The organism is Olleya sp. HaHaR_3_96 (assembly GCF_019278545.1).
GTDB lineage: Bacteria > Bacteroidota > Bacteroidia > Flavobacteriales > Flavobacteriaceae > Olleya.
In genome coordinates, this window is record NZ_CP058987.1 from 4,355,045 (window position 1) to 4,378,445 (window position 23,401).

Consider the following 23,401-nt stretch of genomic DNA (forward strand, 5'->3'; position numbering starts at 1 on the left):
CGGTTACAACAATAACCCCGTAAACTTACAGACTAATAATCCATATGCCTTTTTAAGATGAATAAAATCCTAACACTACTCCTCTTTCTTTTAACAGTAACGTCTTGTAAAAACAACAGCGTCCAAGAAACGCCAACCACAGCTGAAACTCCGGATTATATAGAACTTATAGAAACCGATTACCAATTGTATAAACCAACACAAAAAGCAAAAGCGGTACTAGTGCTTTTTGGAGGATTCCCTGAAACAGCAGAAGACATAAAAAGAGAATTCAAAATTCTTGACCTTGCCAAACAAAATAGTATTGCTGTTATTTTTTCTAACTACAACAAAAAATCATGGTTAGAAACGCAAGAAAAACACCAACTAGCCGCACAATTACAAAAAATTATAGCCGATAACCAATTACCAACAGATGCCATTTATATTGGTGGATTTTCTAGCGGTGGCGTGGTAAGTCTGCTATTAAGTGATTTTATAATCGGTTTAAAACAGTATTATATTGATCCAAAAGGCGTGTTTATTGTAGATTCTCCAATAGATTTAGCAGCTTTATATACCTCATCAGAAAAAAATGTAAAACGTACAGATCCTAATATTTCCAATGAAGAAAGCCAATGGATATTAAACACATTAACAGATGCTTTTGGTCATCCGGACCAACACCTTGAAAACTACCAGAAACATGCCGTTTACACGTCTAGAAGTAATTACACCACTAACCTAAAACGCTTAAAAGACACCAAAATCAGACTCTATACTGAGCCAGATACACTTTGGTGGAAAACCAACCGTAAGGCAAATTACGACCAACTAAATGCTTATTACATTAAAAAGCTATCCCAAAGTTTAGAAGCACAACAATTTAAACAGGTAGAATATATTCCGACTACTAATAAAGGCTACCGATCAAACGGAGACAGACACCCACATAGCTGGTCGATTATTGACACAGACGATTTGATTGATTGGATTTTAAAGGACTAAAGACGTATAAAAAAATAGTAGAAGACTTATTAAACACTGTTAAATGAATTTAACTAACAATATGAGACTTCACTATATATTCCTATTAATTACAATTTGCTCTTTGAATTCCTGCAAACAAGAAAAAAAAATATAACGATTTAACTTACAAGAAAGAAAATGTTAATACAACGTTTTTAGATTTTATCGCAATGGAAGGTATTAAAATCATATATTTCATTGATCATGATTTATAAAAGTAATTTACCCTACTAAAAATACTAAATATTTTATTCGAGAGAATAAATTTGTTGAAAAAATAAATTATGATCGCGAACATAAAGAACTAGAGATTCAGTACGATGACAACCTAGATAGTATAACCGCTAACGCTTATGAAAATATAGTTTCTGCAATAAAATTCACCTACCTAGATAAAATATCAAAAGTTGAATATTATACCGATATAGAAAAACGAAAAAAGCATAAAACCTTAGCCTTGCAAGAGTATTATCTTAATGGAAATATTGAAAAAGTTATATTTGAAACAGATAGCTTGGTGAATAATAAAATAGATAGTTTACCATGCCATAACCTTGTTAGTACGTATTTCCAAAATGGGCAACTAAAATCGAAAGGTTGTGGAACAAATTATAAGGCATTAATGACGGGAGGAACTCCTGTCGCGTTTTACAACTATTATGATTCTACCGGACTAGAAAAAAATCAATCTTTTATCATGTAAATGATAAAGTATTTAAAGGTTACAAAATAATAACACAATATGATAAAAAAGGAACCATAATATCTAAAGTAAAAACATTAAATGAATGGTTAGATGATATTGATGCCGACACTTTAAAAGTTTACAAATAATGTCATACTTGCTAACAAAGAAAAGCAAGACTATTTATAATGCCATTATAAATCTAATAAAATGAAAACAACAATTTTAATATTCGCATTAATCATTTTGAGTTCTTGTAAACATCAAAATCAAGTAAAGAGAAACGACAATTCTAATATTCCCTCAACAGAAATAAAAGAAAAAGACAGCTTACTTATATCTGAAAAAAAAATAAAACAATTTTTAGCAAACACTAAAGACATAAGAATAATAGAATTTAACAAAAGCATGATAGAAACCTCTATGCCTGATAGTGTCGTTTGTAAAAAATGGAACTTAAAAAAAGAGGACGTCATTGAAATAATAAAAAAAAACAAATCAATTAGCAAGGAAGAGCTACATTACCTATTTGATATGAATACCTGTGTCTATAATGGAAAAATGACTTACAACAACAAAAACTACGATTTCACCATTAACTCCGGAGGTTATATTTATATAAATTACAACAACATACTCCTAGGTTGCTTTACAGGTGATTGCACTAAATACTTTTTAACTACTGGAGAGGATTAAATAATCTAATTATAACCAATTTAAAAAACAGGAAATAGAACTAATCATTATTTATTATCCTATATAGGATCTGGAGGGTAATACGTTTAAAATAAGCAGCTAAAAGACTAACCACCCCGCAATCACCTCCAACCCCAATACAAAAACCAAGACCAATCCTACATTAAAACGAACCTAAAATAGACCAACTACAATAATTAAAAAAAGTTGATTATTTGACTTACATCAAACAATTTGATCAAATACAACTTTAATTTTGCATTTAAATTAATACTAAAAATTTAAAATGGCACTTACAGAATTAAAGACACTAGAAAGCGTTGACACCACAAGTCAAGAACGTGTAGAAAACGCACTAAATCATATTCAAAATGGTCACGGCGTTATTTTAACTGATGATAAAGACAGAGAAAATGAAGGCGACTTGATATTCTCTGCGCACCATATGACTAACACTAATATGGCACTCATGATTAGAAAATGTAGCGGTATCGTTTGCCTGTGCTTAACTAATAAAAAAGCTGACTTACTAGAACTGCCCTATATGGTAAAAGAAAACACTAGTAGTTTTCAAACCCCTTTCACTATTTCTATTGAAGCAAAAAAAGGAGTCACCACAGGAGTATCGGCTAGTGACCGACTAAAAACCATCCAAGAAGCGTGTCATGATAATGCCACAAGCGACGACTTAGCAAGACCAGGTCATATCTTTCCTTTACGAGCCCGTGACAATGGTGTGCTTGAAAGAAAAGGCCATACTGAAGGCAGCGTAGACTTAATGAAACTAGCAGGTTTAAAGCCAGAAGCCGTGTTGTGTGAATTAATGAACGACGACGGAACAATGGCCAAAACCGATACAATTATAGCATTTGCCAAGGCCCATAATTTGATTGTCTTATCAATACAAGATATTATCCATTATCGTAAATTTGTGAGAGACTACAACTAAATGACAAACTACACAGCACTCACTAATTTTATAAAGAAGACTATTACTATTGACGCTAAAGATTTAAAAGTCGTGTTATCTTATTTTAAATTGATTAAAAAAAGTAAGCATGACATTTTACTATCTAATGGAAAAAACAGTCAGGTTAGCTATTTTGTAAAAAAAGGGTGTTTAAGACTCTTTTACATAGACGAGGAAGGCAAAGACATTACGCGTTATATTGCTTTCGAAAATCAATTTGCTACAGAATTGGTTAGTTTTATATCAAACGAACCCGCACAAGAAACCATTCAAGTGATTGAAAACAGCGAATTACTATACATCACACATGATGATTTTAGGCATTTAATGAAAACAATCCCGAAATGGAAAGAATTTTACACTCTCTATTTAGAAAAAGCATACGTTAATAATTCAAAACGATTAATTTCATTTACCACGCTAGACGCAGCAGAAAGGTATAAACAATTATTCAAAATAAACCCAAATATTGTCAAACGCCTACCAAACAAAATAGTGGCGTCTTATATTAATATCTCACAAGAAACCCTAAGCAGAATAAAATCTAAAATCTGATTTTAAACTTAAAAAACGCTTTCAAATCATTGAAAGCGTTTTTTAATATAGGTACATCTTAGGGTTTGGACACTTCTAAATTTTAATACGTTTACTAATTTTAAGATTTTACTTGTCGGCGTTATTAAGGATTTATTCTAAATGCAACTTACCTTTAAATTATTTTAAAACACTAATTGCTAGTGGTTTTCACAAAACAAATCTACGTAGTTCTACGTATAGTTTTTCTAACAGAAATCACCTAACTTCGTTCGACTATGGATAAAAAACATTAAGACGGTTTTTTATCTGTGAAATATTGTACGCCATTAAAAAAACATAGATAACGAATGTCTGAAATAAGAATAAATACAATTTCAATACAAAATTATAGATCTTTTAAAGACCGTCAAGTTTTCAAATTCCCTGATAAAGATTACTTAAAACCAATCTCAATTATTGGCTACAATAATTCCGGAAAAACTAATTTAATGAACTCAATACTTTACGGTATTGGAAATAAATACACGACAAAAGACACCTTCACTATTAATGATTTTTATAATCGAGATATAAATAATGTTCCAGAAATTATAGCATTAACAGAGAGTACTCGTGAACAAAAATACGATGGAAAATTAGCTGATTTAACTGGCTATAGTAGACTTAACATTCAAACAGATGGACGTGAAATTGAAGGCGCTAAATTTGATTATCTAAAGCCAAATTATTCAGACACTAACTGGGACGCATTCGGAGCAAATAAGTACTTTAATATCTTCTATATTAACTTTCATAATATAAAAGAAGAAATTTCCACTAAGAAAACTAGCTGGGGAAATCTAACATCATTCTTAGCGAAACACATAAAAAAATTAGTCGAAGGAGATTCTGAAATGTCTGCAAAAAAAGAAATTTTTAATTCAGACACAAAAAGAGCTACTGAAACCGTTCTAGAAAATTCTGATTTAAAAGAATTTATATCAAAAATAAAATTAAACTACACTAACAACTTAAGGAATAATAATTGTCACGTTGAATTTGGGCTACCTAATTATGAAGATATATTTCTTCAAATGGTTTTTAAAATAGGCTTAAACGGAGATAATGAAAAACAAATACCTCTCAGTCAATTCGGTGATGGGTATATTTCCATGTTTGTTATGGCCGTAATTCAGGCAATCGCTGAATCAAATACTGAAGATAAGTGTTTATTCTTATTCGAGGAGCCGGAAAGTTTTTTACACGAAAATCATCAAGATTATTTCTATAAAATGGTTTTATGCCCTTTAGCTTTAAAAGGACATCAAGTTATTTACACCACTCATTCTGATAAAATGATAGATATTTTTGACACTAAAAGTATCATACGATTAGAATTTGACGAAACAGAAAAGAGAACTATTAATAAATATAATAAACTAGATGATTTTGTTCCTAATGTAAAACCCATAATTTCATTAGAGAATTACAACAGCTACATAAAGTCAGTCGAACCAAATTTAAATAAGATATTATTCAGCAGGAAAGTAATTCTTGTTGAAGGCCCAAATGACTTATTAGCTTATAATTTTGTAATTGAAAAAACAATAAGAGGTATTATAGATGATGTAAATTATTCCAAATCCTATCTGAATTTTAGAAACATTAGCATTATTCCTCATCACGGGAAAGCAACAGCTTTATTGTTGATAGATTTATGTAAACATTTTGGATTAGAATACTTCGTCATTAACGACTTAGATTTTTCTAAAAATTTCATTGACCAATTAAATGGTTTTGAAACAATAGAAGAATTAAAAGAAAGTGATTTATACCTTAATGAAAATGGAGAGCCTAGAAGTTCTAATAAGAAAGGAATGATAACAACTAATTGGAATTTAATTAAGAATGCCAATTTAAGTAATATTCATTTTAATATACCGAAACTTGAAAATGTCTTAGGCTATGAAAGTGATGATAAAAACAGCTTAGGCATATGGGCTAAGTTAAACGAAATTGAAAATTTTGATGAGAACTTTTTCCCTGTCAAATTATCCTCTTTTTTGGAGTTTGATAGTATAGAAGAAATATCAAATGAGTAGAAAACGCACGTACAACAATGGCAATAATTAATACGGGTTTTGATCTTAAAATGAAGTCCGAAAAATCATATATTACGTTCAAATCACAAGCAATTAAGAAAACAATTAAGCATTAATTTAGTCATCCCAAAATAACATATCTTTAGGGCGATCTATAACTTATACCATAATGCAAAAAACAATACTCTCTTTTTCTATATTAGTAGTCTTACTTTTCTCTATAACCAGCTGTAAACACACGGAAGACAAAGCCCATGCAGACAATAAAATAAAAAATGAAGTTTTAGTTTTAGGTACAATCCACGGAGGTCACCTTACCGATAGTGTTTACACTACAGCTTATTTAAACAAATTAATCACCAACATAAATCCAGATTATATACTTACTGAGATTCCTCCAAATCTTTTTAAAGCAGCTATGGACGGGTTTAAAAGAGACGATAGTATTTCAGAACCTCGCACGATGCGTTTCCCTGAATATGTCGATGTTATATTTCCATTATCAAAATCCATGGGGTTTGAAATTATTCCAACAGCTGGATGGACAAAATCTATGGCTACAGCGCGTGGCGAAAAATTAAGAGCCATTAGACAAGACACTTCTAGAACAAAGGATTGGGCCCAATATGTAAAAGGGAATAACCTTTCGGATTCAATATATCAAGCTAGTGGTAAAGTCAATGATCCCTATTTTATACATACTGACACTTATGACAGTATTCAAGATATAGCATTACAACCTTATAATAAATTGTTTAATGACGAGCTTGGTCTTGGTGGTTGGGAAAATATTAATATTGCTCATTATTGGAATATTGAAAAGGCATTAGAAAAATACCGCTATCAAGGAAAACGAATACTAATTACGTATGGCGCTGGACATAAAGGCTGGTTTTTAAGAGAATTACGCAAACGTGATGATATCCAGTTATTAGAGATGGCACCCTTTTTAGATGCTATCCAATAACGTATATTATAAAGACGCTTTACTTTTCTAAAAAAGGAATACGACTGTTCTTGTAGTTTCAGATCGTTAGCTTGGCTCTGCTATAAATTATTTTACTTCTAAATAGTTCTCGATACCATTTGCTCATGCTTCACAAATCACTCAAACTGACGGGATGTGTTTACTCTGGTGTGTGTGAGTGTGTTGCTGACATAAATCTACTTAAGCCATACTATTTATTTAAACACATGAGTACTCACGCATCGTCAGTTCGAGTGTTTATTTTTGAAGTGATAACGTAAAAGATAAATGTATCGAGAACCTTATTTTTTTTTTAAATCGCTTTACGTTTAAGCTACACGTTCCGACCTTACTCAAGAGCAGAACTACGTCTTATTAACCTCTAAATAGTTCTCGATACAATTTGCTCATGCTTCACAAATCACTCGAACTGACGGGATGTGCTGACTCTGGTGTGTGTGTGTGTGTGTGTGTGTTTCTGACGCTAATCTATTTAAGTATCCCATAGTCTTTATTTAAACCACATGAGTGCTCACGCATCGTCAGTTCGAGTGTTTATTTTTGAAGTGATAACGGAAAAGATAAATGTATCGAGAACCTTATCCTTTTTCAAAACAATTTCACGTTTAAGGTAAACGCTCCGACTTACTCAAATGAATAACTACGTCTTTTTTTACTTCTAAATAGTTCTCGATACAATTTGCTCATGCTTCACAAATCACTCGAACTGACGGGATGTGCTGACTCGGCTGTGTGTGTGTGTAATGCAAGTTCTAAGCTATTTTAACCTTTGATAGTATTCAATTAAACCACATGAGTACTCAAGCATCGTCAGTTCGAGTGTTTATTTTTGAAGTGATAACGTAAAAGATAAATGTATCGAGAACCTTATTTTTTTTTTAAAATCGCTTTACGTTTAAGATAAACGCTCCGACTTACTCAAAAGAGAAACTACGTCTTTTTAACCTCTAAATAGTTCTCGATACAATTTGCTCATGCTTCACAAACCACTTGAACTGACGGGATGTGCTGACTCCGGTGTGTGTGTGTGTGTGTGTGTGTGTGTGTGCTGCTGACGCTAATCTATTTTAGAATCCCATAGTATTTATTTAAACACATGAGTACTCACGCATCGTCAGTTCAAGTGTTTATTTTTGAAGTGATAACGTAAAAGATAAATGTATCGAGAACCTTATTTTTTTTTAAAATCGCTTTACGTTTAAAGTAAACGCTCCGACTTACCAATGTAAAAACTATCACTCTTTAGCTAAAGTGTACTTCTTCACACAACCATACCTCAAAGCCACACACACACACACACACACACACACACACACACACACTAGACTCTAACAAACAAGTAGTTACATTAAATATACGTAGTTCTACGTATTGTTTTTTCGCCAAAATGATAGTAATTTTGTAAAACCATTGTTAGCAAACAACAAGGAAACCAAACTAACCAAAATCAAATAATTATGAAAAAAATACTTTTTATTTGTTCTTTATTTATTTTAACAAATTCTTTCGCACAACAATACAAAATACCAACGGAATTAGTTAAAACTTTTATGAAAGATCAAAACCCAAAAACAGGTTTAGACATAATAGTAGAAACGAAATTAGGTGACGACAATTTTTACGAAATTATTGTAAAGTATTCAACGAATACCGAATCATTTAAATTAAGACCTCTTACATATCTTAATTTTGAAGTTAAACTTAAACAAGCTATAAAAGATGTTATCGAAGCTACACAAATTGATGAGATAGGTTTAAAAACTAAAATTCCGAATGACAATATAATTGAGAAAAACATCCCCTACGTTTTTACTCAAATTGTCAGCTATCACAATACCGAAGAAGAAAAACCAGTTGTAGCTACAATCTATTTAAAATCATCAGATATTCCAGTATTTTATGGTGACAATAGCCTTTTTGAAAAAACCAAGGACACTTTACTTAATACAATTAAAAAAGTATCTGTGGAAATTTCGTTCTATGGAGGATTCATTGAAAAAATACAACTACAAGGAACTATTAAGGACATACCATTAACATTTAATAACAAATATTCTATTGGTATAAGTTCAACAAAAAATATCCAACAACTAAGCGGCTACAGACTATTTTCAGATAATATTTTTACTGATATTGAATTAAGTAATTTGTCAAAAACAGATACCCTTTCTAATTCCAAAGAGAACCAAGAGTACTCTAATAATGGTAAAAGATTAAGAATTAATGTTTCCGACATAATAAGATATGTAAAAAAAGTTGATGTTAATGCAAATGATGTTAGTCCTGTTCCTCAATTATTAATATTAGACAGAAATCAAACAGAAAGTAAATTATATAGAGAAGAAACTTCAAAACTATTTGAAGCAGCAGTTTACTCTGACTTTTTAGGGTTATTCAATGAAGACAATCCCAATGGAATCATTCAAACAGAAATAAATAAACGCTTTAATATCAATACGAAAAGAACAGATGTTAATAAATGGTTTGGATTATTATTTCCTCCTCTTGCTATTAGTGAAGGCATAGGTGTTTTTCAATTTTTTGATGCCAATTTTCAATATTCAAAAATAGAATCTGATAGTAAATTTGTTGTACCTAATTTATTTAATGTATTAGATGATTCTGGAGCAATAATTGAGTCTGTGAATTATTATTCACCTATATCATTATTACAGCGTAGAAATTTTTCAATTGGAGGTAATCTGAATATTTTAACTTTGGAAAATCAAAATTCCAAATTAAACATGTATTTAAATGCAGGTTTTCTTTTTGGTAGAACAGCTCTGAAAAATGACATCAATGATATTGAAGGTTTTTACACTAACAATTTAGAAATACCGATTGAATATATATTTCATATTTTACCTGAAAGACGAGTAAGTTTTTCCTTCTCTGATAGACTTTCTTGGTTTGAAACCTTTGATTCAAACATTAATCTAAAATCGATTGAAGATAATTTATTATCATCAAAGAATAGATGGTTAAATAGTTTCAATATAGATCTAAATGTAGATCTTTCAAGTACAGGTAGATTATTTTTACGTTATAAACTCACTCACGAATGGGACAATATCAATAATAATTTCTCAAGATTTCAGTTTGGATATTCTTTTTATTTGCTAAAGAATAATGGTGTCAAAACTAAATTGAATTGAAACATTTAAAATGTCCCTTTAATTTATTACTAATTCTAATTTAATTACACAAATAAATCAACAAAAAAAAACGCTTTCAAATAATTGAAAGCGTTTTTTAATATAGTAAAATTTTAAACCTACATACGTTCTGGCACTGCCACACCTAATAAGCTAAAAGCATTTTTTATAGTATTTGCAACTGCTTGAGATAACTGTACTCTAAATATAATTTCGTTCTCAGTATCTGCCCCAAGTATAGACACGTTTTGATAAAAGCTATTAAAGGCTTTTACCAGATCGTAAGTATAATTAGCAATTAATGCTGGACTATGATTAGTCGCTGCTTGCTGGATAACCTCCGGAAATAATTGCAACTGTTTGATTAACTCACGTTCCTTATCTTCTAACGTTACTTGATCCGCGCTTAGCGTTACCGTAGCGTCTACTCCTGCTTTACGCAAGATCGATTGGATTCTGGCATACGTATACTGTATAAAAGGCCCTGTATTACCCTGAAAATCGATTGAGTCCTTTGGATCAAACAAAATACGTTTTTTAGGATCTACTTTTAAAATGTAATATTTTAAAGCTCCTAAACCAATCGTTTTATATAAATCTGTTTTTTCTTGTGCTGTATAGCCTTCTAATTTTCCTAAATCTTCAGATATGGTTTGTGCGGTGTCCGCCATTTCGACAATTAAATCGTCAGCATCTACAACAGTCCCTTCTCTACTCTTCATTTTTCCTGATGGTAAATCCACCATTCCATAACTTAAATGAAATAGATTTTTAGCCCAATCAAATCCTAGCTTTTTAATAATTAAAAATAGCACTTGAAAATGGTATTCTTGCTCATTACCCACCGTGTAAACCATTCCGCCAACATCCGGATAATCTTTAACACGTTGGATAGCGGTTCCAATATCTTGCGTCATGTACACTGCTGTTCCGTCCGAACGTAGTACAATTTTTTCGTCTAAACCATCGGCAGTTAAATCGCACCAAACCGATCCATCTTCTTTTTTAAAGAATACACCTGATTTTAAACCTTCGGCAACAAACTCTTTACCTAAAAGGTAGGTTTGACTTTCGTAATACAAATTATCAAAATCAACCCCTAGGTTATTATAAGTTTCTTCAAACCCTTTATAAACCCAACCGTTCATGGTTTCCCATAATGTCACAACGTCTTTATCTCCTGCTTCCCACTTTTGAAGCATGTGTTGTGCGGCAACTAAAATTGGCGCTTCTTTTTTGGCCTCATCTTCGGTTTTACCCTCCGCGATTAAAGCCGCAATTTCCTTTTTATATTCTTGATCAAATTTAACGTAGTAGTTACCAACTAATTTGTCACCTTTTAATCCTGTAGATTCAGGAGTTTCGGCATTTCCAAAACGTTGCCAAGCCAACATACTTTTACAAATATGTATCCCTCTATCGTTTATAATCTGTGTTTTATATACTTTTTTACCCGACGCTTTAATTATTTCAGCCACACTGTAACCCAATAAATTGTTTCGGATGTGTCCAAGGTGTAATGGTTTGTTTGTGTTTGGCGAAGAATACTCTACCATAACGGCCTTATTTTCCGCGGAAGCGTCAACAAAACCAAACGTCTCTTGATCCTTAATACTATTAAAATAGTTTACAAAATAAGACGCCTGAATCTCTAGATTTAAAAACCCTTTAACCACATTAAACCCTTCGACTTCGGTCACATTTTCTAACAAATAATTACCAATAGCCTCTCCTATTTGCACAGGATTACCTTTAACCACTCGTAGCATTGGAAAAACCACCACAGTAATATCTCCAGCAAACTCTTTACGTGTTGCTTGAAACTCTACCGCTGGTAAATCTGCGCTATAAATTGACTTTACGGCTTGTTTAACGTGTTGCTCTAAGGTATTTTGAAGACTCATTTGTTGTATTTTTTGAAAGCGCAAATATAGCATTTATTGCGTGAAAACGATAGATTTAATCCTGCTTATTAGTCCCCGTTATAATAACTTAAAAATAAAACTGTCGCTTTTAAAGCAGTAAATAAAACGAGTGATTTACGTCAAAAAACTAAAACCTACCGTTAGTCTAATTTATAGGTAGTACCGCTTAAAAATTATGTAATCAACATTTTAATAGCCAAATTTAGCACTAGAAGAGAAATCCCTTAACATCTTTTCTGCAAAATTACTAACTATTATAAGTCACTGTAATGAGTTAAAACAATTTGCTTTTTGCACTTTTTTTTACGATTTACGATGCTACCCCCTTAAATGAAGCGACTGATTGTGCTTTTTTGCCTACTCAATTTTGCGTTTAGTTTTTCACAGGATGAAGAATTAGAGCGCTTAACTATTCAGTTAGCCTATCAAGACCCCGGTACTTCCAAAATAAAGACGTCCGTTAGTATTATTAAACTACTATTTGAGTCTAAAAAATATAGTAAAGCCTTAAAATTTGTACATCAAAGCGAAAAGCTAGCTAAAGATCTAGGGTACAAAAAAGGCTTAGCAGAAATCCTTTATTTTAAAGCTAAAATAAATAACAAAGAAGGTTACCCAACTAAAGCTGTCTTGGATTTTAAAGCCGCAAAACGAATCTTCCAATTGATTAATGATACTATTGCTGTCGCTAAAACGAATAGCAATATTGGTGTTTTAGAAATTAAGAATGGTAATTATCAGACTGGTATGACTTATGCCCTGTCTGCAATACCAGAATTGGAAAAACGTGATTTGTATAGCCAGTTATCTCTGAACTACGAAAGCCTTGCCCATGCTTATGAAACGTCTGGAGACTTAGAAAAAGCGATTACTTTTAATCTAAAAAAACTAGAAGTAGATAACAAAGACAATAATATTGAAGGACTAATCAACACTAACAAGTCGTTAGGGACTCTTTACACTAAAAAAGAAGACCATAAACAGGCCATTAGTTACTTTGAAAGTGCTTTAGGCTATGCCAACTCTAATGACGAGCAGTTAAGAGCACAAATATTACCGCATTTAGGACATGCTTACCTAAAAGACAAGGACTACAGCACGTGTACTAGATATTTAGCCGAGTCTATTAATTTGAATCGCCGTTTTGATAATAAACCAGAAATTTTAATGGCCCTAAATAGTTTAGGCGAGGTCAATCTGATACAAAACAGACTAAATACAGCTGAAGCACAATTATTGGAAGCTGTCAATTTAAGCCGAATCATAAAAAATGATGAGCAATTACTACGTAATTATAAGCTCATGAAAATATTGGATTCTACAAACGGTAAGTTTGATACTGCTTTTGTTTGGCAAAGTAAATACTATAGCCTTAAAGAAAAAATAGAGGCTAAAAATAAGCCTGTACAAATTGAGACCACTATAGACACGACCTCTAATACTGATGCTTTATTATTTCCCATCAAAACAAATGACAGCGTTATTAGTAAAAAGAAATACGATAAATTCAAATTGATTTTTTATGCACTACTGGCTGCTTTTGCTGTTGTACTAACCTTTTTTGTCTTGTTTTACTTAAAGCGAAATAATAGCGCTAAGTACACAAAAGCACTTGAAGAGAAAAACAAAAAAATAGAATTACAAAACGAAGCTATTTTAGAACAAAGTAAACATTTAGAAAGTATTAATCGGGTTAAGGATAAATTATTTTCTATAGTATCGCACGATCTAAAAGACTCATTAACCTCAACAAAGGGATTTATCGATTTATTAAAAGAGGGACAGTTAACACAAGACGAGTTTCATAGTTTATTACCAGAACTAAGCGAAAGTGCAAATAATGCGTCTTTACTATTGTTTAACTTATTAAACTGGTCTAAATCTCAAATGCAATCGTTAGATCCAAAACCGACATTATTTAATATACAAGCGGTTTTTGCTGACAAGGTTAAGCTTATAGATCAAAAACTAGACTCCAAAGGCGTTAGTCTAATCGATAACACAAGTCGTGATTTTGTGTATGCGGATCAAAGTATGATTGAAATTGTTATACAAAACCTACTTGCTAATGCTGTCAAATTTTGCAATAGAGGCGATAGCATTACCATGTCTAATCAAATTAGTAATGGCAATGTGCTGCTAAGCGTCTCCGATACTGGTGTTGGAATAGACAAAGCTAATCAAGCTAAGTTATTTGGAAACAACACGTTTACAACACGTGGTACTAATAAAGAAAAAGGGACCGGCTTAGGACTGACTATTTGCAGAGAATTAGTGACACTAAATAAGGGCACTATTTGGGTAGAAAGCGAACTAAATATAGGGAGTACTTTTTATGTAGCACTCCCTAGAAATAAGATCTAAACTGACGATAAAATTAATCTTACACCTTTGGTAGAAAAACCTCAGCCATCATACAGCGAGCACTTCCACCGCCACAAGTCTCAATAGTCTCTAAACTACTTGACAAGATTGGACAATGCGCTTCAATATCTGCTTTTTGAGCCGGTGTCAAACTATCATGAGCCGCTTGACTCATTACTAAATACAAGGCCTCATCTTTTCCTCTTAACTGTAACATATTACCTGCAAATTGATTCATTTGCTCTTCTGTAATAGTAATTACTTTTTTACCTGTGTCTTTTAGATGAGACAACACATTTTTACGTTCCTTTTTATCATCAATCGTATCTAAACAAATAACCGCAAACGTTTCTGCCAAACACATCATGACATTAGTATGATAAATTGGTAAACGCTTATCTTCTACCGTTTGATTGGCAGTAAAAACAACTGGCGTATATTCAAAATCCTCACAGAATTCTATAAATAAATCTTCGTCAGCTCTTGGTGATAATGCACAATACGCAATACTATTAGCTCTATCTAATAATAAACTGCCTGTACCTTCCAAAAACACACCTTCTTCTTCAGCCGATGTGTAATCTGTAATATTGTTAATTTTATAACCTTCTTTTTCTAATCTAATAAAAATAGCTTCACGTCTTTCTTTTCTTCTGTTTTCTGCAAACATCGGATACATAGCAACATCGCCATTCTGATGAAAACTAACCCAGTTATTTGGAAAAATAGAATCCGGTGTATCTACAGATATATCATCATTTTCTACAATAACAGTAACACCAACAGCTCTTAGTTTTTCTACAAACGCATCAAATTCTTCTTGTGCTTTTGTATTAATTTCTGCATTTTTAATATTAATATCTTCTTGAAAATAATTATTAACTGCAGTTTGCTCGTTCATCCTGAAATTTACAGGACGGATCATTAATATGGTGTTTGTTGTTTGCTTCATTGTCTTGATTTTTGACAAAAGTAAATTAATTTAAAATGAGTTTCATTTAAAAAAATAAGTAAATTGAAATCTGAAATCAAAGGCATATGGAATTTGTACAACACTATTTACAAAGTGAACGCTTACTAGGTTTAAGTGCAGGAATTATTGGACTATTATCTATGGCAACTGGCGCTATATTTTACATTAGTAAACCCCAGTTTAAAATATTTGCGATAACACTGCTTATCTTAGGACTAATAGAAGCTAGTATTTTTATAACTGGTTATTTTATTGTGAATAACCAAGCTAATGTTACACGTAAGATAGAGCGCTTTCAAGAGGATACTATTACTTATTTAAAAGCAGATAAAATTGTCGTTGACAAAAACTTGAGCTCCTTTTTTATACTAAAATTAATTTATGGAATGGTATTTATAGCTTTAGCTATCGTCCTTTCTAAACTGAATTTAAAACCGATCTATTTTGGTGTTTTCACCGCCCTAATGATCCACTTAGCAGTAGCCATTGTGATTGATACTTTTGGAGAGCGTTATACTAAGGCATACAAAGCTAGCATAGAGCAGGCATTACAATTATAGGCGCATTACAAAAGTGTATTCAATTAACCTTTTTTCCATTTAATACCACATCCCATACTTGGTTGTTGTTCCGCCAACGGTTGCGCATTATCTAAAACAGCTTCCATCGCTTTAATTAAATCCTCACCACTCACTGGTATACCATTTCCAGGTCTAGACGTATCTAATCGACCATGATAGGTCGCTTTTAATTGGCTATCAAAAAGATAAAAATCAGGAGTACAAGCAGCATCATAAGCTTTAGCCACGTCTTGAGTAGGATCATACAAATAAGGGAAAGGATAGCTTAAATCCTTGGCTAACTGTTTCATTTTATCAGGACCATCTTGTGGGTAATGTTCCACATCATTACTACTTATCGCAATAAAGTTGATTCCTTTTTGTTGATAGCTATTTGCTAACGTAACCAACATCTCATTAATATGAATGACAAAAGGACAATGATTACATATAAACATAATTACAGTCCCTTTTTGTCCTTTTAGGGAATTCAAGTTAAGCTTTTCTTGGGTTATAGTATCAAATAATAAAAAATCGGGAGCGGTAATCCCTAAAGTCAGCTGGTTAGAAAATGTTAAAGCCATGGGGAAAATGTTAAAAATATGAATTAAAGCTAGTTATATGTTTGGATTTAATCAAAAAAAGTGGTTTCTTGCTAGCATCCTAAAAGAACTTCTAAACAAACAACCTACTAATTAACAATGAGATACGCTACTTTTCTCCTGTTTGCACTGTGTTTAAACACGATACATGCGCAACAAAACGTCGTCAAAAATACAAATCCTATTGATTACTTACAAGTAACACGATACGGACTTAACTCCGAAGTTCTGACTATTGAAAACAAAATAGATTCTAACAAAGAATTTATACAAATCAATTATAATCAAATAATTAGCTCCACTAAGAATTTTAAGTGCTTGCAACCCAAAAAGACTGATGTTTTATTCTTTTACGGTATAAATCCTCGTACCAACAAAAGTAACATGTCTTTTAAGTTATCGGCTAACATAAAAAAGATCTACAAGATAAAAGACAATAAGCAATTGATACAAGTCATTAAAGTCTTTGAATATAACATTTTTCCTGAAAACCGTTTTACAACCTCTGAAGTTTATGCTTCTCTATAACGCAATAAGCTAGAGGTACTAGTATAAAAAAAGCAGCTGATGTATTATTAATCAGCTGCTTTTTTTATTTATGGCGTAGAACTAGAGACTTGTAGTAGCTTACCATTATACAATTGCTGTCCTGTTAAAGCAAAATTAGCCATATAATCTGCTATTTGTTTTGCTGTATTCGGCGCTTTATAACCAGGGAAAGCTTCCTCTAACATTTCTGTTTGCACAGCTCCTAACGCCAGCACGTTAAATGAAGGGCCAGTGGCTTTGTATTCTTCCGCTAAAAGCTCTGTAAGCGTTATTACAGCTCCTTTACTAGAACTATAAGCCGACAGTCCTGCAAACTTCATACTGCCCTGTACGCCACCCATTGAACTAACCGTAACAACGTGACCGTCTTTGTTCATAAACGGAATAACTGTTCGTGTCATTTCTGCGACTCCAAAAACATTAGTACGATACACGTTTTCAAAGGCTTCCATCGTCGTCTCCGCAAAAGGTTGGTTTAATAGTGTCCCTGCATTATTTATTAAGACATCAACATGTTTCCACTCGTCTTTTATAAAAGCAGCTACTTTTTTATAATCATCTTGATTTCTTAAATCAAAAGAAAAAGAGGTTATGTTATCAAAATGGAGATTATTTACGGGTTGTGCATTTCTAGACAAGGCTAATACGTTGTGTCCTTGATTAGCAAAAATATGCACTAGCTCAAAACCAATACCTCGACTAGTACCTGTTATAATTATATTTTTAGCTTTCATTTAATTTAATTTGATTTCTTGTGTTTCTGCGTTTGCCATTTTCTCAATAACGGGCGCTAATGTATTTATAAGAGACGTCATAAAAGGATAATCTAATTGATCGACCTCATCGTTAACATGGTGATAAAAATCGAAGTTAGTTAAATCGCAAGACGACACTGTATGACTCGGCACATTAAAGGCTTCATAAAAAGCAAAATTGTCCGAACGCTTAAACAAGCTATACTTTGCTGCAACATCAGAAAATCCTACAAATTTTTCACCCGCATAAGTATTCATCACTTCGGCAAGATTGGATTTATCATAACCGGTTATAAACGCCTGGTAATCTCTATCTTTAAATGACACACCAATCATCTCTAAATTAATCATGGTATACAAATTAAGATCTGCCTCTTTTAAGCGTTGTGCTAAATGTTTTGATCCAATTAACCCTTTTTCTTCAGCCGAAAAAGTGACAAATAGCAAACTTCTTTTATTACTTTTTTTAGCCCCAAAGTATTTTGCCATAGCTAAGACTCCACTTGTTCCAGCAGCATTATCGTTTGCACCATTAGCAATACTATCGTTTTCTACGGTAGTAATTTGACCAATATGATCGTAATGTGCACCGATAACAATAAATTCGTCCTTTAAATCCGCATCAGTGCCTTCTAAATATCCAACGACATTAAAGGCATCTAAATCCCCTACTTTAAAATCGTCACGATACGTCTCAAAATAAGGTTTCACTCCATAAGACTTTAGTTTAGTCTCCACAAAAGTAGCCGCATCGGCAATACCTTGGCTTCCTACGTCTCTACCTTTTAAATCGTCAGAAGCTAAATAAGATACGATATCTTTTATTTCTTGCGTGGTTACTGTATACTCTTCTGTTTTTAAAGTCTCACTGACTTTAGTCTTACAAGACACTAAAACAGTAAAAACAGATACTAATAAAATTATTTTTTTCATTTGAATGGATTTGAGTTTAAAGATAAAAAAATCCCAAATCAATTATATTGAAATGGGATTTTATATGATTTTTAATTCCTTTAAAGCGAAACTATTAAACTAACATAGTCACTGGATTTTCAATATATCCTTTTAATGTTTGAAGAAATAGAGATCCCGTTGCACCATCCACAGTTCTGTGGTCACAAGCTAGTGTTAACTTCATTGTGTTACCTGCCACAACTTGACCATTTTTAACTACTGGCTTTGCTACAATAGCACCAACAGATAATATTGCCGAGTTAGGTTGATTTATAATAGATGTAAAGCTTTCGATACCAAACATTCCTAAGTTAGAAATAGTAAACGTACTCCCTTCCATCTCGTCTAAAGATAATTTTTTCTTTCTAGCACGTCCTGCAAAATCTCTGACTGCTGCACCAATTTGAGGTAAAGACTGCTCATTAGCAAATTTTACAACTGGTACTAGTAATCCATCTTCTACAGCCACTGCTACACCAACATGTACATGGTTATTTAATCTCATTTTATCATCAAACCACTGTGAGTTAACTTGCGGATGTTGACGTAATGCTAAAGCACAAGCTTTAACAATCATATCGTTAAATGAAATTTTAGTATCTGGAATAGAGTTATACTGCGTTCTAAATGCGATAGCATTATCCATATCAAACTCCACATTTAAGTAGTAATGAGGTGCTGTAAACTTAGACTTTGCTAAGTTTTTAGCAATTGCTTTACGCATTTGCGAGTTAGGTTTCTCATCAAAATCTTCTTGTCCTGAAGCTACAAATTTAGCCACTGGCGCAGAAGATTGTGCTACTGCTGCAGCTGGAGTAAAGTTTTCAATATCGCGTTTTACAATACGTCCGTTTTCTCCCGATCCCTTAACCTGAGCTAAATCGATTCCTTTTTCTTCAGCCATTTTTTTAGCTAAAGGCGATACAAATATACGTCCTGTTGCTGTATTTGTATTTTGTACTGGAGGTGCTGAAACTGTTTTAGTCTCTTGCTTTGGTGTTTCCGTTTTAACTGCTGTTGTTTTTGGAGCCTCTTCTGTTTTAGCAGAATCATTTCCTGAAGCTTTAAAGCTTTTGGCAATACCTGAAACCTCTGTTCCTGCAGGGCCAATAATAGCTAATAAAGCATCAACCTTAGCAGAATCACCTTCTCCTAATCCAATATATAATAACGTACCAGACTGGAACGATTCAAATTCCATAGTCGCTTTATCTGTTTCGATTTCAGCTAAAATATCGCCTTCCTCTACTACATCTCCTACTTTTTTCAACCAAGTAGCAACGGTACCTTCTTCCATGGTATCACTTAACCTTGGCATAGTAACAACGACTACACCTTCTGGAAGTGTTTCAGACCCTGAAGTTGCTTCATCAGTATTTGACGTCTCTTCTTCTTTCTCTTCAACAGCAGCTTCCGCTTGTTTATCCTCAGCACCACTTAATAATGCTGAAACATCTTCACCTTCTTCACCAATTATAGCTAAAAGTTGATCGACTTTAGTTGTTTCTCCTTCTTGAACGCCGATATATAATAAAGTACCTTCGTAAAAAGATTCAAACTCCATTGTTGCTTTATCAGTTTCGATTTCTGCAAGAATATCGCCTTCTTCAATTTTATCTCCTACTTTTTTTAACCAAGCAGCGACAGTCCCTTCTTCCATGGTGTCACTTAAACGTGGCATATTTATAATTTCTGCCATAGCTTATTTTATTTTGTGGTCTATAAATGGATAATCTTCTTGATCGTAAACAACATCGTACATCACATTTTTATCTGGATATGGCGATTCGTCTGCAAATTTCTCACACTCTGCAACTAACTCTTTCACACGCTTGTCGATAACTTTAAGATCATCTTCTGTTGCGTACTCTTCTGCAAGAATAATATCTTTTACTTGCGTAATAGGATCTAGTTTTTTGTATTCTTTAACTTCGTCTTTTGTTCTATAATGTTGTGCATCAGACATTGAATGTCCTCTGTAACGGTATGTTTTAACTTCTAAAAACGTTGGTCCATCACCACGACGTGCACGTTGTATTGCCTCATCAAATGCTTCAGCAACTTTAATTGGATTCATTCCATCAACAGGTCCACAAGGCATTTCATAACCTAAACCTAGTTTCCAGATATCCGTATGGTTTGCTGTACGTGCTACAGACGTCCCCATGGCGTATCCATTGTTCTCGCAAACAAAAACAACTGGTAACTTCCAAAGCATCGCTAAGTTAAACGTCTCATGTAAAGACCCTTGACGTGCTGCTCCATCACCGAAACAACAGATAGTAACACCATCTACACCATGAAACTTATCTCCAAAAGCAATACCTGCTCCTAAAGGGATTTGACCTCCAACGATACCATGCCCTCCATAAAAACGGTGCTCTTTAGAAAAAATATGCATAGAACCACCTAAACCTTGAGAGGTTCCTGTCGCTTTTCCAAATAATTCTGCCATAACACGTTTTGGATCGACACCCATACCAATTGGTTGTACGTGATTACGATATGCGGTAATCATTTTATCCTTTGTTAAGTCCATTGCATGTAAAGCTCCTGCTAATACAGCTTCTTGACCATTATACAAATGAAGAAAACCTCTAACTTTTTGTTGAATGTAGACAGCTGCAAGCTTATCTTCAAACTTCCTCCAAAATAGCATGTCTTCATACCATTTTATATACGTTTCTTTTGTTACTTTTTGCATTGGTGATGTTTGGTTTTTTTTAATCTAATAACAAAAGTAACACTTTAGTTATTAACGAAAAAACTGAAAATAGTTATTTTTATTACGAAAACGATATAGTTACAGTGCTGATTTGTCAAAAAGTAGTGGAAGTAAGTTTCCTAACGAATTTGAGCGCACGACTTTACCTGTTTCTCCCATAAAATACAATTCTATCGGAGTGTCTTGTTTGACTTCGTATTCTGCAATAGCTTGACGACATGCTCCACAAGGTGGTATTGGCGTTAAAGTTGGATGCAATTGCGATCCCGCAATTATAGCCATTTTTACAAATTTTGCTTTTGGGTATTTTGCACCAGCATAATAAATAGCGGTACGCTCTGCACATAACCCTGACGGATACGATGCATTTTCTTGATTACTACCAGTAATTACTTCTCCGTTATCTAATAACAACGCAGCGCCTACACTAAATTTTGAATACGGTGCATAAGCCTTCTGTCTTGCTTCTGATGCCTGACTCATTAAGGCCTGAAGCTCTTCAGATAGCTCTTTAATATTGTCAAAGACTTGTAATGTGGTTTCTATTTTTACTTCCTTCATAAATTAAATATACGTAACTATTTTAGACAAAAAAACTATTGCTTTCACAATAGTCTTTTTTTTGATATTTAGTAATTCTATTTTTAAAATTCTTTATACGTTCCTGCTCCTAAATTAAAGGTTAAAGAAAAACGCAATGTACTTTCTAATGGACTCTGTACTTGTGATGCAGAGAATAAATAAGATAAATCTACATTTATAACATTGTATTTAAAACCAGCACCTAAAGCAAAAAACTTACGTGCTCCTTTTGTTTCGTGCTCATTAAAGTATCCTGCTCTAAAAGCAAAAGACTCTTGATAAGTATACTCGGCACCTAAAGCATAAGTAAATTCTTGTATCTCTTCTTTAAACCCACCCGGAGCATCTCCAAAAGATTGGAATACACCTGATAAAAATGGTACATCAGGATCTTGTCCTGACACAATATATGTTGGCTCATCAGCATCCTGAACACCATCCTCATCTGTATCATCAAAACCTAAAAGTGGTGGTGTTGGTACTAATAACTTAGAAAACTCAGCAGTAACTCCTACCGTATTATATTGATCCAATATAAAGTCAAAACCGACTCCTAATCTAAGGTTAGTTGGTTGAAAATTTTCTTGACCTTCTTCATCATACTTAAATTTAGGTCCTAAATTTTGAATGGCGAATCCACCTCTCCAACGACCATTAAAATCGTTATAAGCTTCTTCTTCTCCTTGATAATACCCTGTAATATCTGCACCAAAACTACTGGCAGCTGTAGCATCCGTATCACCTGTTTGTAATTTTAAATCAGATCTTAAATATCTTAATCCAACAGCCATACCAAATTGATCACTAAATCTTAATGCATAAGAAACATCTAGTGTAAATTCATTTGGCTTTTGAATTACTGGTGTAGAAAACTCATCTTGAACAAATTCAATTTCTCCTAAAGAAAAATATCTAAATCCAACTCCAAAAGCACTATTCTCGTCTATTCTATTAAAATATGAAACCGACGCTAATCCTATATCGTTAACCAACTTACTTAAGTACGGCGTATAACTAAGTGTTATTCCTGACTTATTAGTATTAAACACATTTTTTGAAGCATTCCAAAACTGAGAATATCCATCTGGAGATGTTGCGACACCCATATCTCCTAAACCAGCAGCTCTAGCATCTGGAGCTATTAAAGCAAAAGGGATACCTGTAGTAATTACACGTGAATCATTAGGGTTTGTAATTGTCGTTTGCGATAGTCCTTTAAGCGATAAAAAGAAAGCTACAGCTATTAAAATTTTATTTTTCATGCATCAATTTTAGTTAACAAATATAATTTT

The 23,401-nt window shown here is 33.0% G+C and carries 20 protein-coding genes; 11 read left to right on the forward strand and 9 right to left on the reverse strand.

The genetic code is table 11. From position 1 onward, the window contains the following. Positions 1–57 precede the first annotated feature (57 nt). The 8 genes from H0I26_RS19390 to H0I26_RS19425 all read left to right on the forward strand — a co-directional run bounded on the left by H0I26_RS19390 (position 58) and on the right by H0I26_RS19425 (position 10,120). Positions 58–987, forward strand: coding sequence for a hypothetical protein (locus H0I26_RS19390; RefSeq protein WP_218700461.1), 930 nt, complete (start codon positions 58–60; stop codon positions 985–987). A gap of 478 nt (positions 988–1,465) precedes the next feature. Next, positions 1,466–1,711 (forward strand): hypothetical protein, encoded by a 246-nt coding sequence (locus H0I26_RS19395; RefSeq protein ID WP_218700462.1) that lies wholly within the window; start codon positions 1,466–1,468, stop codon positions 1,709–1,711. 192 nt (positions 1,712–1,903) lie between these two features. Further along, positions 1,904–2,389, forward strand: a complete 486-nt coding sequence (locus H0I26_RS19400; protein WP_218700463.1) for a hypothetical protein — start codon at positions 1,904–1,906, stop codon at positions 2,387–2,389. A gap of 286 nt (positions 2,390–2,675) precedes the next feature. Further along, positions 2,676–3,338: a 3,4-dihydroxy-2-butanone-4-phosphate synthase gene (gene ribB / locus H0I26_RS19405; RefSeq protein ID WP_218700464.1), complete on the forward strand. Its 663-nt coding sequence runs from the start codon at positions 2,676–2,678 to the stop codon at positions 3,336–3,338. After that, on the forward strand, positions 3,339–3,914 hold the full coding sequence (locus tag H0I26_RS19410) for a Crp/Fnr family transcriptional regulator (RefSeq protein ID WP_101020698.1): 576 nt from the start codon (positions 3,339–3,341) through the stop codon (positions 3,912–3,914). A gap of 329 nt (positions 3,915–4,243) precedes the next feature. Then, the gene (locus H0I26_RS19415; RefSeq protein ID WP_218700465.1) at positions 4,244–5,977 is read left to right on the forward strand and encodes an ATP-dependent nuclease; all 1,734 of its coding nucleotides are present in this window, start codon (positions 4,244–4,246) and stop codon (positions 5,975–5,977) included. Positions 5,978–6,146: 169 nt separating this feature from the next. Next, positions 6,147–6,944 carry a hypothetical protein gene (locus H0I26_RS19420; protein ID WP_218700466.1) on the forward strand — a complete coding sequence of 266 codons (798 nt, stop codon included), beginning with the start codon at positions 6,147–6,149 and terminating at the stop codon, positions 6,942–6,944. Between the two features lie 1,571 nt (positions 6,945–8,515). Continuing rightward, positions 8,516–10,120 (forward strand): hypothetical protein, encoded by a 1,605-nt coding sequence (locus H0I26_RS19425; protein ID WP_218700467.1) that lies wholly within the window; start codon positions 8,516–8,518, stop codon positions 10,118–10,120. A gap of 119 nt (positions 10,121–10,239) precedes the next feature. On the opposite strand, the gene argS is transcribed toward H0I26_RS19425, so the two are convergent. Next, positions 10,240–12,024 carry an arginine--tRNA ligase gene (gene argS / locus H0I26_RS19430; protein WP_218700468.1) on the reverse strand — a complete coding sequence of 595 codons (1,785 nt, stop codon included), beginning with the start codon at positions 12,022–12,024 and terminating at the stop codon, positions 10,240–10,242. A gap of 351 nt (positions 12,025–12,375) precedes the next feature. Here argS and H0I26_RS19435 point away from each other — a divergent pair, with 351 nt between their 5' ends. Then, the gene (locus tag H0I26_RS19435) at positions 12,376–14,409 is read left to right on the forward strand and encodes a tetratricopeptide repeat-containing sensor histidine kinase (protein ID WP_218700469.1); all 2,034 of its coding nucleotides are present in this window, start codon (positions 12,376–12,378) and stop codon (positions 14,407–14,409) included. A 19-nt stretch (positions 14,410–14,428) separates the two neighbouring features. Here H0I26_RS19435 and ctlX read toward each other — a convergent pair whose 3' ends face one another. Then, entirely contained in the window at positions 14,429–15,361 is a 933-nt protein-coding gene (ctlX, locus tag H0I26_RS19440) for a citrulline utilization hydrolase CtlX (RefSeq protein ID WP_101020713.1), read from the reverse strand. A gap of 86 nt (positions 15,362–15,447) precedes the next feature. Here ctlX and H0I26_RS19445 point away from each other — a divergent pair, with 86 nt between their 5' ends. Further along, on the forward strand, positions 15,448–15,942 hold the full coding sequence (locus H0I26_RS19445) for a hypothetical protein (RefSeq protein ID WP_218700470.1): 495 nt from the start codon (positions 15,448–15,450) through the stop codon (positions 15,940–15,942). Positions 15,943–15,965: 23 nt separating this feature from the next. Here H0I26_RS19445 and H0I26_RS19450 read toward each other — a convergent pair whose 3' ends face one another. Beyond that, positions 15,966–16,526, reverse strand: coding sequence for a thioredoxin family protein (locus tag H0I26_RS19450; protein WP_218700471.1), 561 nt, complete (start codon positions 16,524–16,526; stop codon positions 15,966–15,968). 117 nt (positions 16,527–16,643) lie between these two features. Here H0I26_RS19450 and H0I26_RS19455 point away from each other — a divergent pair, with 117 nt between their 5' ends. Further along, complete coding sequence (locus H0I26_RS19455) at positions 16,644–17,072, forward strand: hypothetical protein (RefSeq protein WP_218700472.1); 429 nt, start codon at positions 16,644–16,646, stop codon at positions 17,070–17,072. A 68-nt stretch (positions 17,073–17,140) separates the two neighbouring features. On the opposite strand, the gene H0I26_RS19460 is transcribed toward H0I26_RS19455, so the two are convergent. The 6 genes from H0I26_RS19460 to porV all read right to left on the reverse strand — a co-directional run bounded on the left by H0I26_RS19460 (position 17,141) and on the right by porV (position 23,371). Beyond that, complete coding sequence (locus H0I26_RS19460; RefSeq protein ID WP_218700473.1) at positions 17,141–17,827, reverse strand: SDR family NAD(P)-dependent oxidoreductase; 687 nt, start codon at positions 17,825–17,827, stop codon at positions 17,141–17,143. Next, positions 17,828–18,781 carry a M28 family peptidase gene (locus H0I26_RS19465; RefSeq protein ID WP_218700474.1) on the reverse strand — a complete coding sequence of 318 codons (954 nt, stop codon included), beginning with the start codon at positions 18,779–18,781 and terminating at the stop codon, positions 17,828–17,830. Positions 18,782–18,875: 94 nt separating this feature from the next. Continuing rightward, positions 18,876–20,501 (reverse strand): 2-oxo acid dehydrogenase subunit E2, encoded by a 1,626-nt coding sequence (locus H0I26_RS19470; RefSeq protein ID WP_218700475.1) that lies wholly within the window; start codon positions 20,499–20,501, stop codon positions 18,876–18,878. A 3-nt stretch (positions 20,502–20,504) separates the two neighbouring features. Continuing rightward, the gene (gene pdhA / locus H0I26_RS19475) at positions 20,505–21,506 is read right to left on the reverse strand and encodes a pyruvate dehydrogenase (acetyl-transferring) E1 component subunit alpha (protein WP_101020729.1); all 1,002 of its coding nucleotides are present in this window, start codon (positions 21,504–21,506) and stop codon (positions 20,505–20,507) included. A 99-nt stretch (positions 21,507–21,605) separates the two neighbouring features. After that, positions 21,606–22,088: a cytidine deaminase gene (gene cdd / locus H0I26_RS19480; protein WP_136583473.1), complete on the reverse strand. Its 483-nt coding sequence runs from the start codon at positions 22,086–22,088 to the stop codon at positions 21,606–21,608. A gap of 83 nt (positions 22,089–22,171) precedes the next feature. Continuing rightward, on the reverse strand, positions 22,172–23,371 hold the full coding sequence (porV, locus tag H0I26_RS19485) for a type IX secretion system outer membrane channel protein PorV (RefSeq protein WP_218700476.1): 1,200 nt from the start codon (positions 23,369–23,371) through the stop codon (positions 22,172–22,174). Between the last annotated feature and the right edge of the window lie 30 nt (positions 23,372–23,401).